Source organism: Kitasatospora sp. CB02891 (assembly GCF_002803145.1).
Lineage (GTDB): Bacteria > Actinomycetota > Actinomycetes > Streptomycetales > Streptomycetaceae > Kitasatospora > Kitasatospora griseola.
This window is the reverse complement of record NZ_NNBO01000002.1, coordinates 168,574-182,790: the sequence shown is the minus strand read 5'-3', so window position 1 is coordinate 182,790 and position 14,217 is coordinate 168,574. Positions and strand designations below refer to the sequence as shown.

General features: G+C 73.9%; 7 protein-coding genes. 1 reads left to right on the top strand and 6 read right to left on the bottom strand.

Annotation, left to right across the window (positions count from 1 at the left end; genetic code table 11):
- Window positions 1-6: 6 nt before the first annotated feature.
- From CG736_RS06185 to CG736_RS06160, 6 genes are read right to left on the bottom strand one after another with little or no spacing between them, the layout of a single operon-like run.
- A complete protein-coding gene (locus CG736_RS06185) occupies window positions 7-2,868 on the bottom strand; it encodes a type I polyketide synthase (RefSeq protein WP_100585152.1) in 2,862 nt (953 codons plus the stop codon).
- A complete protein-coding gene (locus tag CG736_RS06180) occupies window positions 2,865-6,302 on the bottom strand; it encodes a non-ribosomal peptide synthetase (RefSeq protein WP_100585151.1) in 3,438 nt (1,145 codons plus the stop codon). The genes CG736_RS06185 and CG736_RS06180 overlap by 4 nt, the downstream gene beginning before the upstream one ends.
- Window positions 6,302-6,577 (bottom strand): acyl carrier protein, encoded by a 276-nt coding sequence (locus tag CG736_RS06175; protein ID WP_043908443.1) that lies wholly within the window; start codon window positions 6,575-6,577, stop codon window positions 6,302-6,304. Before CG736_RS06175 ends, CG736_RS06180 begins: the two co-directional genes overlap by 1 nt.
- Window positions 6,577-8,874, bottom strand: a complete 2,298-nt coding sequence (locus tag CG736_RS06170) for a type I polyketide synthase (protein ID WP_100585150.1) — start codon at window positions 8,872-8,874, stop codon at window positions 6,577-6,579. The genes CG736_RS06175 and CG736_RS06170 overlap by 1 nt, the downstream gene beginning before the upstream one ends.
- On the bottom strand, window positions 8,867-12,073 hold the full coding sequence (locus CG736_RS06165; RefSeq protein WP_100585149.1) for a condensation domain-containing protein: 3,207 nt from the start codon (window positions 12,071-12,073) through the stop codon (window positions 8,867-8,869). The genes CG736_RS06170 and CG736_RS06165 overlap by 8 nt, the downstream gene beginning before the upstream one ends.
- Window positions 12,070-13,359, bottom strand: coding sequence for an MFS transporter (locus CG736_RS06160; RefSeq protein WP_100585148.1), 1,290 nt, complete (start codon window positions 13,357-13,359; stop codon window positions 12,070-12,072). Before CG736_RS06160 ends, CG736_RS06165 begins: the two co-directional genes overlap by 4 nt.
- Before the next feature lie 338 nt (window positions 13,360-13,697).
- On the opposite strand from CG736_RS06160, the gene CG736_RS06155 reads away from it, so the two are divergent.
- Entirely contained in the window at window positions 13,698-13,886 is a 189-nt protein-coding gene (locus CG736_RS06155; RefSeq protein WP_100585147.1) for a hypothetical protein, read from the top strand.
- Window positions 13,887-14,217 lie beyond the last annotated feature (331 nt).

Sequence of the window (14,217 nt, the reverse complement as noted above, 5' to 3'; positions counted from 1 at the left end):
GCGTCCTCACTCGTTCCGCAGTTGAGCGGCGATCGCCCGGGGAGTGGGCGTGTCGGCGAACTCGGCGATCTCCGGCGCGACGCCGAACCTGCGCCGCACCCGCGAGATCATCCGGATGAGCAGCAGCGAATCGCCGCCGAGCGCGAAGAAGTCCGAGTCGGGCCCGACCGCGGCGACTCCGAGCATCGAGCGCCACAGCTCGACGACCTCGTCGAGCGCGCCACCCGGACCCTCCTCGGCCCCGGTCGCCGCACCGGGCGCCGACGCGGGAGAAGCGGGCGCGGCGGCATCGATCCAGTGCCGCTCCGCCGCGAACGGATAGGTGGGCAGGGACACCCGGCCGACGTCGGCGCCGCCGCGCACCGCCGCCCAGTCCACCTCCACCCCGCCGGCCCACAGTGCGCCGAGACCGCTGAGCAGTTCGTCCCGGCGGGCCTGCAGGGGCACCATCGCCGACCCCGCGGCCTGCGGGACCTGCCGGGCGCTGCCGATCAGCCCGGTGCCCGGCCCCACCTCCACGAACACGACGCGCGGTCGGCTCGTCGCGGCCTCGACGGCGGCCCGGAAACGGACCGGACTGCGCAGCTGCCGTCCCCAGTAACCGGCCGGCCGGGTCGCTCCGGGCGGCAGCAGCCCGCCGTCGACGCTGCTGATGACGGCGAACTCGGCGGGGCGGGGCTCGATGTCGCGGGCCTCCTCGTCGAGTGCGGCCGCGGCGTCGGCCATCATCCAGGAGTGGAAGGCCCGTTGTGCGGGCAGCAGCCGGTGCAGGATGCCTGAGCCGTCCAGCCGCTTGCGGAACTCGGCGACCGACTCGGCCGGTCCGGACACGACGACCACCTCGGGGGCGTTGACCGCCGCGATCCCGAGGTCCTCGAAGGCCCCGAGCTGCTCCAGCACCGCGGCTTCCCCGGCGAGTACGACGAGCATCGCTCCCTGCGGGGCCTGCTGCATGAGGGCGCCGCGCCGGGTGACCAGCCGCAGCATCTCGGCGAGTTCGAGCTCCCCGGCGAGGCCCGCCGCCGCCAACTCGCCGACCGAGTGGCCGATCAGGGCGCCGGGCCGGACGCCCCAGGACAGCAGCAGCCGGCCGAGTGCGTACTCGTGCAGGACCAGCGCCGGCTGCGTCAGATCCGTCCGGTGGAGCAGCCGGTGCGGGTCGTCGCCGATCAGCAGCTCGCGCAGGTCGATTCCCAGCAGGCCCTCGACGACGTCGCAGCCCGCGTCGATGTCCGCGGCGAAGGACGGGTACCGCCGGTAGGCCCAGGCGGACATGCCGGGAGCCTCGGCGCCCTGGCCGGGGAGGAGGAACACCACGTCGGGCTGTCGCAGCGCGGTGCGGCCCGTCGCGGCTTCGAGCGCTGCCGCGGCGCCGGCCGTGTCCTCGGCGGCCACGCCGAGCCGGTGGGTGAAGGACCTGCGGTGCTCCTGGCTGGTGAACGCGACGTCCGCCAGCGGGAGTTCGGGGTGGTCCCGGAGGTGCGCGGCGAGCCGGTCCGCCGAGGCGCGCAGCGCCTCGGCCGTGCGCGCGGAGACCACGACGACGCCCGGCCCGTCCGTTCGCCCGGTCGTCGTGGGCCGTTCGGCCTCGCGCAGCACGACGTGCGCGTTGGTCCCGCCGAGCCCGAAGGAGCTGACCGCGGCCCGGCGCGGCCTCCCGTCCGCGGACGGCCACGCGCGGGCGACGGCGTCGACGGTGAACGGCGTCCCGGGCTCGCCGAGTTCCGGGCGCGGCTCCTTGAGTCCGGCCAGCGGCGGGATGCGCCGGGCGCGCAGCGCGGAGACCGCCTTGATGAGTCCGGCGACGCCCGCCGCGGCGGACAGGTGCCCGATGTTGGCCTTGACCGAACCGAGCGAGCAGCGGTCCGGCCTCCCGCCGAACACCTCGCGCAGCGCGGCCAACTCGATCGCGTCGCCGACCTCGGTCGCGGTGCCGTGCGCTTCGAGGTAGCCGATCGCGGACGGTTCCACCCCGGCGGCGGCGTACGCACGGGCGAGCACGTCGATCTGTCCGGCGACCCCCGGCGCCGTGTAACCGACCTTGTTCGCACCGTCGTTGTTGACCGCCGAACCCTCGATGACGGCGAGCACCAGGTCCCCGTCACGTCGGGCGTCCTCGGCCCGCTTGAGCACGACCGCACCGACCCCGCTGCCCGGCACGGTCCCGTTGGCCGTGGCGTCGAAGGGGCGGCAGTGGCCGTCCTGCGACATGATGCCCTTGGCCTCGTGGAGGTAGCCGGTGTTCTGCGGGAACGCGACGTACGCGCCACCGGCCAGGGCCAGGTCCGAGTCCCCGGTCCGCAGGCTCTGGCAGGCCAGGTGGACGGCGACCAGCGAGGTCGAGCACGCGGTCTGCACGGCGATCGCCGGGCCGCCGAGCCCCAGCCGGTGGGCGATCCTGGTCGCGAGGTGGTCCTTCTCGTTGCCCAGCACCAGGCCCAGCAGCCCATGCGTCGCCAGCAGTTCCGGCGCCGCGAGGACCTGCTGGTGCAGGTAGTAGTTGAAGCCCGCGCCGGCGAACACCCCCACTCTTCCCATCGGCGCGTTCGTGATCAGGCCGCCGGATTCGAGCGCCTCCCACGCGGTCTGCAGCAGCAGCCGCTGCTGGGGGTCCATGATCGCGGCCTCGCGCGGTGGGATCCCGAAGAACCCGGCGTCGAAGCGATCCGGATCCGCGAGCACGCCGCACACCGGAACGTAGGCCGGATCGTCCGCCTCCTCGGCCGGCACGCCGGCCTCCAGCAGTTCCCGGCGGGTGAACGACGTGACGCTCACCCGACCGGCGAGGAGGTTGGACCAGTACTCGTCGACGTTCGCCGCGCCGGGGAAGCGTCCGGCCATCCCGACGATCGCAATGTCCTGGCTCATCGTGTCCCTTCCTGCACGGTCCTGCTCAACTGCCGTGCCAGGGACTGCACGGTGGGAAAGCGGTACAGGTCGGTCAGGGAGATCGGACGGCCACCGAGGTGCTCCCGCAGTCGGCGACGCACCAGGGCGGCCGACAGCGAGTCCCCGCCGACCTCGAAGAAGCCTTCGTCGAGCCCGAAGTCGTCGCTGCCGAGCACCTCGGACCAGACGTCGGCGATCAGCTCTTCGAGATCACCGGGACCGGTCGCGGCGACGGCGGCGGAGCCCGCGGGCTCTCCGGCGCGAGCCGGGGAGGCGTCGGTCCCAGCGGCGCCGAAGCGGGCGCCGAGCGCGCGGAGGTCGACCTTTCCGTTGCGGTCCAGGGGGAACTCGTCCACCGTGATCCACTGCTGCGGCCGCTCGTACGGCGCGAGCGCGGGCTCGACCTCCGCCCGGACGCGTGCCCGGATGTCGCCGTCCGCCTTGATCGCCGCGCACAGCCGGTCACCGGCGAGGAGGACGACCGCGTCCAGCACGCCGTCCTGCTCCCGGATCCGCCGCTCCACGGCGACCAGTTCGACCCGGTGCCCGGCGATCTTCACCTGCCGGTCGGCGCGGCCGAGGAAGCGCAGCTGTCCGTCGGCGCCCCACCGGACCAGGTCGCCGGTGCGGTATTCGCGCACCCCGTCCCGCTCGGTGAAAGCGAGGCCGGTGCGCTCCGGGTCGCCGAGGTAGCCGTCGGCCAGCCCCGTGCCCGTGGCGCGCAACTCCCCCACGGCTCCCGGGGGCACGGCTCGGCCGGAGCCGTCCACGATCCGGAGGCCGGTGCCGCGCACCGGGACACCGATCGGGAGGGGGTCCGGCACCTCGTGCGCGCCGTCGGCGTGGAAGACGGTGGTGAACGTCGTGTTCTCGGTGGGCCCGTACCCGTTGGTCACCCGCAGTCCCCGGCACCGGTCCAGCACGCGGCGCACGTGCGCGGGTGAGACCACCCCGCCTCCGGTCAGCACCTGGCGCATGCCGCGGAACGCGGCCGGGTGGTGATCGGCGACCAGGTGGAACAGCCCCGCGGTCAGCCATCCGTGGGTCACCCGCCGGGTGCGCAGGAAGTCGGCCAGGCCGCTCGGTGTCGGCTCACCGGCCGGGTGCACGACGACCGTCGCGCCGTTCGCCAGCGGCACCAGCAGTTCCAACGTCGAGGCGTCGAACGCGAGCGGCGACAGGCGCATCATCCGCTGTCCGGCCGCGGCGGCGAAGAGGTTCTCGTCGTCGGCCAGTCGCAGGACCGCGCGATGCGGAACGACGACGCCTTTGGGCACGCCGGTGGTCCCCGAGGTGAAGGAGACGTAGGCCGGCGCCGCGGCGTCGGCTTCCGCACCCCGGGCTCCGGCGTCGGCAACCGGCCCGGACGCGTGCTCGGACGCGTCCGGCCCCCACCCGACCGGGGGGCAGCCGGGCACGTCAGCGAACGCGGGGTCCGCGGCGTCCCCGCCGATCCGGGCGGCGGGTGCGACCGCGGCCGCGATCCGCATCCGCCACTCCGCCGTCGCACCGGGATCGACGGCGACGTACGCCGCGCGCAGGCACAGGACGCCCAGCACGGCGATCGCCTCCGCGGCCGAGCGCGGGACCTCCAGGACGACGCGGTCCCCGGCGCGCACCCCGCACGCGCGCAGCAGGTCGCCCTGGGCGAGCGCATGTGCCCGCAGCTCCCGGTAGGACAGCGTCACGTCGGCATCCGCGTCGACGACCGCCACCGCGTCCGGGTGCTGCGCGGCGCGGCGTTCGAAGCGGGACCAGAGGTCGTCGTCCGTGTCGAAGCCGGCGCCCCGGCCGAGCTCGGCCAGGTGGTCCCGCTGGCCGCCGGAGAGGCCCGACACGGTGCCGAGCGGAGCGTCCGGACGGTTCGTCAGCTCGCCCAGCACGGCGACGAGGGACTCGGCGAGCTCACCCGCGTCCGCGGCCGTCTGCGCCGAGGTCGCGTATTCGAGGGCCAGCCGCGGTTCGGGCGACCACGCCTGGACGAAGAGCAGCGCGTCGAAGGTCGAGCCGTGGCAGTGCCCCTCGTGGACGCGCCAGGGCCCGGAGGCCGAGTCGATCGCGTCCGGGACCAGTTCGTGGTGCGCGGCGAAGCCGAGCTGCGCCACCGGGTTCCGGCTGCCGTCCACCTCGCCCGCGAGGTGTGCGACGACGTTCGCGAACGGGACGTCCGCGTCGGCGACCGCACCGGCGAGGGCGGCCGCGGTGGCCCGCACGAACTCCGCGGCCGCGATGCCGTCATCGGTGGTGCAGCGCACCGGGATGATCCGGGTGCACAGCCCGACGACCTCCTCCATCCCCGCCTCGAACCGGCCGGCGGCCGCGACGCCGAGCACGACGTCGCGGGTGCCCAGTCGCCGGTTGACGGCCAGTGCCCAGGCGGCGAGCAGCACGGCGGTCACCGTGGTCCGGCAGGTGTCGGCGAGTCGGTCCACGCGCTCGGCGAGTGCCGACGGCAGCGGGAAGACCAGGCGCTCGCCGCGCCCGTCGGCCTCGTCCCCGCGCTCCAGGTCCGTGGGCAGCGCCGCCACCGGCGGGGCCCCGTCGAGCCGTTGGGCGACGCGGGTCAGCGCCGTGTCCAGTGCACCGGACGCCTGTCGGTCGGCGAGCCGCGAGCCGATCCAGTCCGGCGACGGCGCCTCGTCGGCCGGGGCCCCTGCTCCCTCGCAGAGTGCCGCGAACTCCCGCCAGAGGACCCCGATGCTCCAGCCGTCGATCAGCGCGTGGTGGGCGAGCAGGGTGACGAAGGTCCGCTCCCCCGAGGTGGTGAGCACGAAGACGACCGGTGGTTGCTCGAACGGGCGCAGCAGTTCCGCGCCGCGCCGCCCGTAGCTCTCGTGCACCTCCCGCACCGCGTCGGCTCCGGCGGGCAGGGTCTGGTGGAGCAGGCGCGGTGCGTGCGACGCGGGCAGCACGACCCGCAGCGCGGTCTGCCGCTCCCGGACGAACACCGTCCGCAGCGACTCGTGCCGCACGGTGAGCCTCCGCAGCGCGGCGCGGACCTGCTCCCGGCCCAGCGCGACCGGCGGCTGCACCGTGAACATCAGGTGGTAGGACTGGTCCCGGCCGGCCAGGTGCGCAGCGAGCATGGCCTTCTGGCCGGGCAGCAGCTCGCGGCGCGCCGAAGCGGCATCGAGGTCGGCGGCGGTCGGGGCGGTCGGCACGTACTCCCGCGCCTCGGCGAGGGCGTCGGCCAGGGCGAGCGGCGAGATCAGCAGCGCGACCTCGACGTCCTCGGCGAGCCGGCGCTGGCCGGCCGAGGTCAACGCGATCGCCTGCAGGGAGCTGCCGCCCAGCTCGGTGAAGGACTCCGTCCGGTAGCGCGCCTCGACCTCCTCGGCCGGGAGGCCCAGCACCTCGGCGGCGAGCGGGAGCCAGTCCGCGGCCGCGGTGCGGCGTCCGAGAGCAGCGGTCATCAGTGCGTCACCACTCGGGACACGGCCTCGGGTCCGCGCGGCGCCCGGGCGGCGACGGCGAGCAGGTCGCCGTAGCGCGGGTTGGCCAGCACCTGCTGGAGGTCGACGGCGATCTCCAGTTCCCGCTGGATCAGCGAAGCCAGCCGCAGTGCGGCGAGCGAGTGGCCGCCGATCTCGAAGAAGTCGTCGTGCTCGGTGACGGAGTCGACCCCGAGGACCTCCAGCCAGAGCTGGGTGAACTGCTCGACCCAGGTGCCGTCGTCGTGCGTGCCCATCACAGGTCCTTCCCCTTGGCGGCCGGAATCTCGAAGTAGTGGCGGGTGCGGGCGAACGGGTAGCCCGGCGCCGGGACCCGGCGCAGGCCGTGGTCCAGCTCGGCGTCCCAGGGGCCGCCGATGCCCAGCTCCCAGAGCAGGCCGACCGAGGTCAGCAGCTTGTCGTAGCCGTTGGACATCTCCGGCTCGGCGCCCTCGACATGAGGGATCGTCTGGCAGCCGATCTCCAACCAGGCGGCCGGGTCGAGGCCGGCCAGCGTCGGCGGCGCGAAGCGGCCGTCGTTCGGCTCGTCGAACCTCGAAGCCCAGTACCCGAGGTCCGTGACCAGGTCGGCGGCGATCGGCCGGCCGTCCACGGGCGAGTGCAGCGGGGTCTCCGGCACGGCGAGCGTGCTGTCGGCCGAGGGCCGGCGCAGCGCGAGGTCCACGCCCTGCTCGAAGGAGAGCGCCCCGGCCGCACACGCGGCGGCGACGGCGCCGACGCCCACGCCGGTCATCGCCACCGGGTGCACGCCGTAGCGGCGGAGCGCCCGGCACCAGGCCACCCCGATGGCGAACCGGGTCACCCGCTCCTTGACCACCGGATCGGGGTGGCGGCCCAGGTGCCCGATCGCCGCGTACCCCAGGTCGAAGTACTGGCGGAAGACGCGGTCCCGGTCGTACATGATCGGGCTGCCGGGCATGCGTCCACTGCCGGTGAGGAAGTACGCGACCCCGCGCCGCGCCGCCTCCGGGGTCGCCCGGCGCACCGGGCGGAGCGAGCGCAGCGGCTCGTCCGTGGTCCGCACGAAGTAGCCGCGCCACGGGAATTCGACGCGGCCGGTGCGCAGGGTGTGGGCGAGGTCGGGCAGGTCGGCCGGGTCGATCTCGGCAACCGCGTCCCGCACCCGCGCCAGACTCTCGGCGGCGGCCTCCTCCGTCTTGCCCGACACGAGCAGCAGTTCGATGCCGACGCGGCTGCGGCGCCCGGTCCGCGGGAGCGGGGGAGCCTCTTCGAGCACCACGTGCGCGTTGGTGCCGCCGATGCCGAAGGAGCTCACGCCGGCCCGGCGCACTCCGTCGATCTCCGGCCACTCGGTGGCCGTCCTCGGCACGGTGAAGACCGACTTCTCCAGTTCCAGCGCGGGGTTGGGGGCGGTGAAGTGCGCGACCGGCGGGATCGTCCGGTGCTTGAGCGCCAGCACCGTCTTGATCAGCCCGGCCACGCCCGACGCCGAGTCGAGGTGTCCCATGGTCGACTTCAGCGCGCCCAGCGAGCACGGCGGGCGCCCGCCCCGGTCGACGCCGAACACCTCGCGCAGCGCGGAGATCTCGATCGGGTCCCCGAGCGCGGTGCCGGTGCCGTGCGCCTCCAGGTAGCCGATGGTGTCGGGATCGACATCGGCCACCGAGAGCGCCGACCTGATCGCCGCCGCCTGGCCCTCGGGCCCCGGCGCCGTGTAGCCGGCCTTCCGCGCGCCGTCGTTGGCGACCGCGCTGCCGAGGATCACGGCGTGCACGGTGTCGCCGTCGCGCACCGCGTCCTCCAGTCGCTTGAGCACGACGATCCCGGCGCCGTCGGCGCCCACGGTCCCCTGCGCGTGCTGGTCGAACGGGCGGCACCGGCCGTCGGGCGAGGAGATGCCGCCGGGCTCGTAGAGGTAGCCGCGCCGGGTCGGCGGTGCGATCGAGGCCCCGCCCGCGAGCGCGAGGTCCGCGTCGTAGGTCAGCAGGCTCTGCACCGCGAGGTGCACGGCGACGAGCGAGGTGGAGCACGCCGACTGCACGGCGAAGGCCGGCCCCTGGAGGTTCAGCTTGTACGCGATGCGGGTCGCCGCGTGGTCGCTCACGCTGGACATCCGGGTCAGCAGTCCCCCGGCGTTCCGCACCACCCGCTCGTTCGGCCAGAGCAGGTCCAGCAGGTAGACGTTCATCCCGGTGCCGACGTGGACGGCGATGCGGTTGCCGTCCGGCGCGATCGGCGGGCGGCCCGCGTGCTCCAGCGCGCTCCACGCGCATTCCAGCAGGATCCGCTGCTGGGGGTCCATCAGCAGGCTGTCCTGCGGCGAGTAGCCGAACAGCCGTCCGTCGAAACGGTCGTGGTCCGCGAGGACGGACCGCGCGGGCACGAAGTTCGGGCGGTCGACGGTCTCGTCGGAGACGCCCCAGGCGTTCAGCTCCGCCCGCTCGAAGAAAGTCATCGCCTCGACGCCGTTCTCGACGTCGTGCCAGAACCGATCGAGGTCGCGTCCCGCGCCGGGCAGTCTGATGCCCATCCCGACGACGGCGATCCGGTTCGACCCGTGCTCGTCAGACATGGTTCCCCCCTCGTTCGACCCGCCGCCGTCGGGCGAGCGAGTCCCGGCCGCTCCTGCGCTGCTCGGCCTTGTCCTCGGCGATCGGTACGGCCGCCTGTTCGAAGTGCGCGGCGCAGGCCGCCGCCGTGCCGCAGCGGAAGAGCTCGGTGATCGAGGTCTTCAGCCCCGCGGCCGCCATCCGGCGCTGCGCGACGATGAGCGCGAGGCTGTGGCCGCCCGCGTCGAAGAAGTTCTCCGTCGGCTCCAGGTCGGGCTGCTTCAGCACGTCGGCCCAGATCTGCCGGATCTGCTCGACGAGTCGACCCGAGGCGGCAGGTTCCGGCGTCGCGGCGACCGGCTCCTGTGCCGCCTCCGTCGACTCCGCCGCGCGGTCGGCCAGCAACCGCCGGGTGTCGGCCCGTCCCGCGGCGTCCCGCGGGATCTCCGGCACCACGAAGACTCGGGACGGCACCATGAACGCGGGCAGTTCGGCGCCGACGTCCGTGCCGACGCCGGGGTCGCAGCACACGAAGACGACCGCCTCGTCGCCGTCGGCGGCCGCGGCGCAGCCGTCGACGCCCGGCAGCCGCAGGAACGCGGCCTCGATCTCGGCGAGGTCGACGCGGTGGCCGCCCAGCCGGACCGTCGCGCGCCCGTCCTCGCGGGCGACGCGCATCAGCCTTCCGTCGTGGCTCCAGCGCACGGAGTCGCCGGTCCGGTAGACCGTCGCCGGGCCGTACGGATCCCGGCCGAAGCGTCCGTCGGCCGGTCCGTCCGCACCGAGGTAGCCCGACGGGACCGATGTTCCGCCGACGTGGAGCTCTCCGGCCACGTTCACGCCGACGGGTCGGCGCCGGTCGTCGAGCACGTAGCAGCGGACATGCGCCAGTGGTACGCCGAGGTCGCCCTCCCGCACCGTGTGCAGGTCCGCGGCCCGTACCCGACGGCCTGTCACGTAGATGCCGCCCTCGGTCACCGCGTAGAGGCCGACGAACACCGCGGGCAGCCGCTCGGGATCGACGAGCGAGGCCAGCTCGGACCAGCTGAGCGCTTCCGCTCCCGACACGACGACGTGGCGCACCGCCACCGGTTCGTCCCCGGGCGGCGTGTCGAGCAGGGCCGGCAGCAGCCGGCGGAGGGCGCCCGGGGTCTGGTTCAGGACCGTGATCCGCTCGTCGCGCACGAGCCGGGCCAGCCGGTCCGGGTCGGCCAGGTCGGTCTCCTCGGCGAGGACCAGACGACCTCCGGAGGCGAGGGCTCCGCAGAGCTCCCAGGTCGCCAGGTCCGTGCTGAAGTCGTGGGCTCCCAGCCAGCGGTCACTCGTATCGACCTCCGCACCGAGCAGCCCCGGACCGCACAGCGCACTCAGCGCGCGGTGTCGGACCGGCACCCCGTGCAGGCCGGTGGCGTCGGACGTGTGAACGACGCAGGCGGTCTCGTCCGGGTCCGGAGCGGCCGTCCGCACGGAGGCCGCACGATCGACCTCCCGCGCGTCGATCCAGGCGAATCCCCGTGCGTCGGCGCTCTGCCGTACTGCCGGCGCGGCGCTGTCCGCCGCCGCGACGACGGCGGTCGGCCGGGCGCTGTCGAGGATCTCGTCCAGGCGGTGCCTCGGCCACCGGGCATCGAGCGGCACGTAGGCGCACCCGGCCTTCCAGACGCCGAGAATCGAGGCCGCGACGGCCGCGGAGCGCCCCAGCAGCAGCCCGACCCGGTCTCCCCGGCCCGCCCCGGCCCCGGCCAGGGCGGCGGCGATGCCGTTCGACCAGGCGTCCAACTCCGCGTAGGAGAGCGCCTCACCGCGGTGCGCCAGGGCCACCGCGTCCGGCGCTTGCGCGGCGTGCCCGAGGAAGGAGTGCAGCACGGAGGGCAGGTCGCCGACCGCGTCGGCGCGCGGGTTCCACCGGTCGATGACGAGTGCGCGCTCCTCGGGGCCCACCATCTCCGGCTCGGGCTCCGCGCCGGACACGACGGACTCCAGCAGCGTCTGGAAGTGCGTGAGCAGGCCCGCGATCGTGGCCTCGTCGAACAGCTCGGTGCTGAAGTCCGCGCGCAGGTACGGCGATCGGGTGGAGACGTCGAGCGTCACTCCGACGTCGAACTTGGCCGCGTCGATCTGGATGTCGACCTCGTTGACCCGCATCCCGGCGAACTCGGGCACGGTGAAGGTGAAGTTCTGCACCGTGAGCATCGTCTGGTAGATCGGCGAGTGGCTGAGGTGCCGTTGCTCGCCCGACGCCTGCACGATCTGCTCGAACGGGACGTCCTGGTGGCCGAAGGCGGTCAGGGCGGTGCGCCAGGTGCGCGTGACCAGGTCCGCGAAGGTCGGGTGACCGGACAGGTCGACCCGGACCGGCAGGGTGTTGACCAGGCAGCCGAGCAGTTGCTCCTCGGCCTCCTCCACCCGGTTGGCGACCGGCACGCCGATCACCACCTCGCGCTGGCCGGCGTGCCGGCCGAGCACCTGCGCGTACGCGGCGAGCGCGACCGCGAACAGCGTGACGCCCCGCTCCTTCGCCCACTCGGTCAGCCGCCGGACCACCGCGGGATCGACCGGCCGGCGCAGCGCCGCGCCGCGGAAGGTCAGCACGTCGGGACGCCGGTGGTCGGTGGCGAGCGACAGCCTCGGCGCGCCGTCCAGCATCTCGCGCCAGTAGGCGACACCGGTCGAGTTGTGCGCCCACGCCTCGCGCTGGGCCTCGGCGTATTCCAGATAGGTGATCTCGGGGGACCGGCTCGTGCCGGTGTTGTACTCCTCGGCGATCGCGTCGAGGAGCAGGCCGACTCCCCAGCCGTCGCAGGCGACGTGGTGCACCAGCACCACGAGCGCGTGCTCGTCGGCGGTCCAGGACACGATCCGGGCCCGCAGCACCCGGCCGGTGCCGAGCGAGAACGGCCTGCGCGCCTCCGAGGCGACCAGTTCGCGCAGGTACTCGTCCTGTGCCTCCCGACCGACCGGCGCGCGTTGCGTCCACTCGATGTCCGGCAGGACGTCGTCGCGGGCCTCCTGCTGGAGATCGCCGTCGCTCATGACCAGGCAGGTGCGCAGGATGGCGTGCTTCCCGGCCACCCGGCGGATCGCGTCGGCGAGCTCCGCCCGGTCGAGGAGTCCCTCCATGCGCAGCGCGAAGGCCACGACGTACGCGGGGTTGCCGGGCTGCAACTCGTCGAGGAAGAAGAAGCGTTCCTGGGTGAATGAGGCTCTGCCGCGGTTCGTCATACCGTCTCCGCCTTCTCCGCGAACTCGTTGTGATGGGCGGCGAGTGCCGCCATGGCCACCGCGCTGCGCCGGGCGGCCGGGACGATCAGCCAGGCGGCGAGGAGCACCGCCGCGGCGATCAGGCCCCAGCCCCACAGGCCGCCGGAGATCACCAGGCCGGCGAGAACGACCGGCCCGACGACGTTCTGCGTACCGATGTGCAGGTCGAAAGTGCCCAGGTACTCGGCCTTCGCATGCTCGGGTGCGAGCCCGAACGCGAGTCCCCAGGCCGACGCGGACTGCGTGATCTCCGCCATCGACATGGCCAGCACGGCCGCCATGATCGCCACGATGCCCACCGCCGCCTGGTGCACGAAGACCGTGACTCCCACCGCCGCGCAGCCCGCCGCGATCCACACCCCGGCGATCCTGGCGGTCCTGGCCGCGCCGAGTACCGTCTCGGCCCCCTTGCTCGCCCGCACCTGGAAGAGGATCACGAACACCGTGTTGATCACCAGGAACATCGGCACGACGAAGTGCGGCACGGTCGTGCGGTGGAGTGTCCACAGCGGCAGGACCACCATGAGCAGGGTCATGTGCGAGGAGAGCACCGAGGAGAGCCCGACGACTCCGACGTAGGGCAGGTCCCGGATCGCACCGAAGCGCCGGCGCCGGACGATCGGCTTCCGCGGGCCGTCCTTGGGCAGCCGGAGCACGAGCAGGGCCGCCAGGCCGAGCAGGGCGGCCGAACCGAACGGGATGAGCATCAGCAGGTGGCGGCTTGCGGCCGCCAGCGCAGCGATCCCGATCCCCGCGCTGAATCCGATGTTGAAGACGGTGCGCATCATGGCGTTGAGGCGGACGCGCTCGCCGTCGGGTATGAGCGAGGCGATCATGGCGCCCTCGGTCGGTCCGAGGCCGGTGTCGAAGAACGAGATCACCATGGCCACGACGTAGAACTCGTAGGCGTTGTCGATCGCCGCGTAGAGCCCGAAGCCCACCGCGATGACGACGAAGTTGATGAACAGCAGCAGGCGCCGGGGCATCCGGTCGGCCACCATCCCGAACAGGACGGAGGAGACCAGCGAGGCGATTCCCGCCGCGGTCAGCCCGAAGCCGATCTGCGCCGCGGCGAGGTGCACGTGCAGGGTGAAGTAGACGACGCTCCCGCTCAGCAGCACCCCCTTGCCGGTCGCTGCGGCGAATCGGACCGCCACGAGGCTGCGGCGCAGTGAGTCCTCGCCGGCCAGTTGCGCGAGGAAGCCGAGGAAGCCGGGCTTCGGCCGCTCGGCCGCATCCGTGCTCATCGGGCCCGGCCCCCGGTGCGGGGCCCACCCGGGCCTGGCGGCGGCGTGTCGCGCCTCGGGCGCGCTCGCGACGTGAACAGCTGATCCGACAAAGGGTTCACCCTCCTTGGGTAGGCGGTTCGGCCCGGCGCCCTCGTCCTGGACGGCGCCGGGCGATCGGTCACCAACGGCGACCCTCCGACAGGTGCGTTGCAATCCGGTTCAAGGTCCGTTCAAGCCGCGCCCCGGGTCGGATGTGACGATGCGTCAGATACGCCTCTCACGACGGAAACTGACGGTACGTCGGTTCATCGCTTCACTCGCCTTTCGAGGGCGTCGGACGGGAGCGCCATGGTGTCGTGCCGGAGAACGGCCTCAGTGTGCAGGGCCGCGCCGAGACGCCGGAAGGGGGCCAACATCCCTACCGGGAAGCCCAGTTCTGCTGCCTCCACGGCCAGGTCGAGCAGCTCGCGAGCCGGCGATCGGCCTTCGGCGCCGAGAAGCAGGAGGAGCTGCTCGGACGGCTGCCGCACCCGGAGCGCGAGTAGCGGCCGCAGCGTGACCCGGTCCGGGCCGAGGACCGCGACTGCTCCACCGGGCCGAAGGCCGGGACGGCGGCCCTTCACGGGTGCCCACGAGCCGACGGCCGACACCGGTCGGGTCGGCATCGGTGTGAATGCACGACACTTCCACGCTCGCAGTCCCGCGATCCGCACCGCCCGGCCGCCGTCGGCAGCGCCTCGGCGGCGGCCGCGCGGGCGTGGCGGACGAAGCGGCCGACGCGGTGGAGGGTGACCGGGCCGGCGGTGCGGAGGCCGGTGGGGCCGCCGGGGGTGGTGTCAGTGCGGTGGGCGAGGTCGGTGGCGGAGGCGGGGGCGT

Bases quoted from the DNA above. Each gene is read 5' to 3' on its own strand.
- CG736_RS06185 (WP_100585152.1), bottom strand. From the start codon at position 2,868: ATGAGCCAGGACATTGCGATCGTCGGGATGGCCGGACGCTTCCCCGGC.
- CG736_RS06180 (WP_100585151.1), bottom strand. From the start codon at position 6,302: ATGACCGCTGCTCTCGGACGCCGCACCGCGGCCGCGGACTGGCTCCCG.
- CG736_RS06175 (WP_043908443.1), bottom strand. From the start codon at position 6,577: ATGGGCACGCACGACGACGGCACCTGGGTCGAGCAGTTCACCCAGCTC.
- CG736_RS06170 (WP_100585150.1), bottom strand. From the start codon at position 8,874: ATGTCTGACGAGCACGGGTCGAACCGGATCGCCGTCGTCGGGATGGGC.
- CG736_RS06165 (WP_100585149.1), bottom strand. From the start codon at position 12,073: ATGACGAACCGCGGCAGAGCCTCATTCACCCAGGAACGCTTCTTCTTC.
- CG736_RS06160 (WP_100585148.1), bottom strand. From the start codon at position 13,359: ATGAGCACGGATGCGGCCGAGCGGCCGAAGCCCGGCTTCCTCGGCTTC.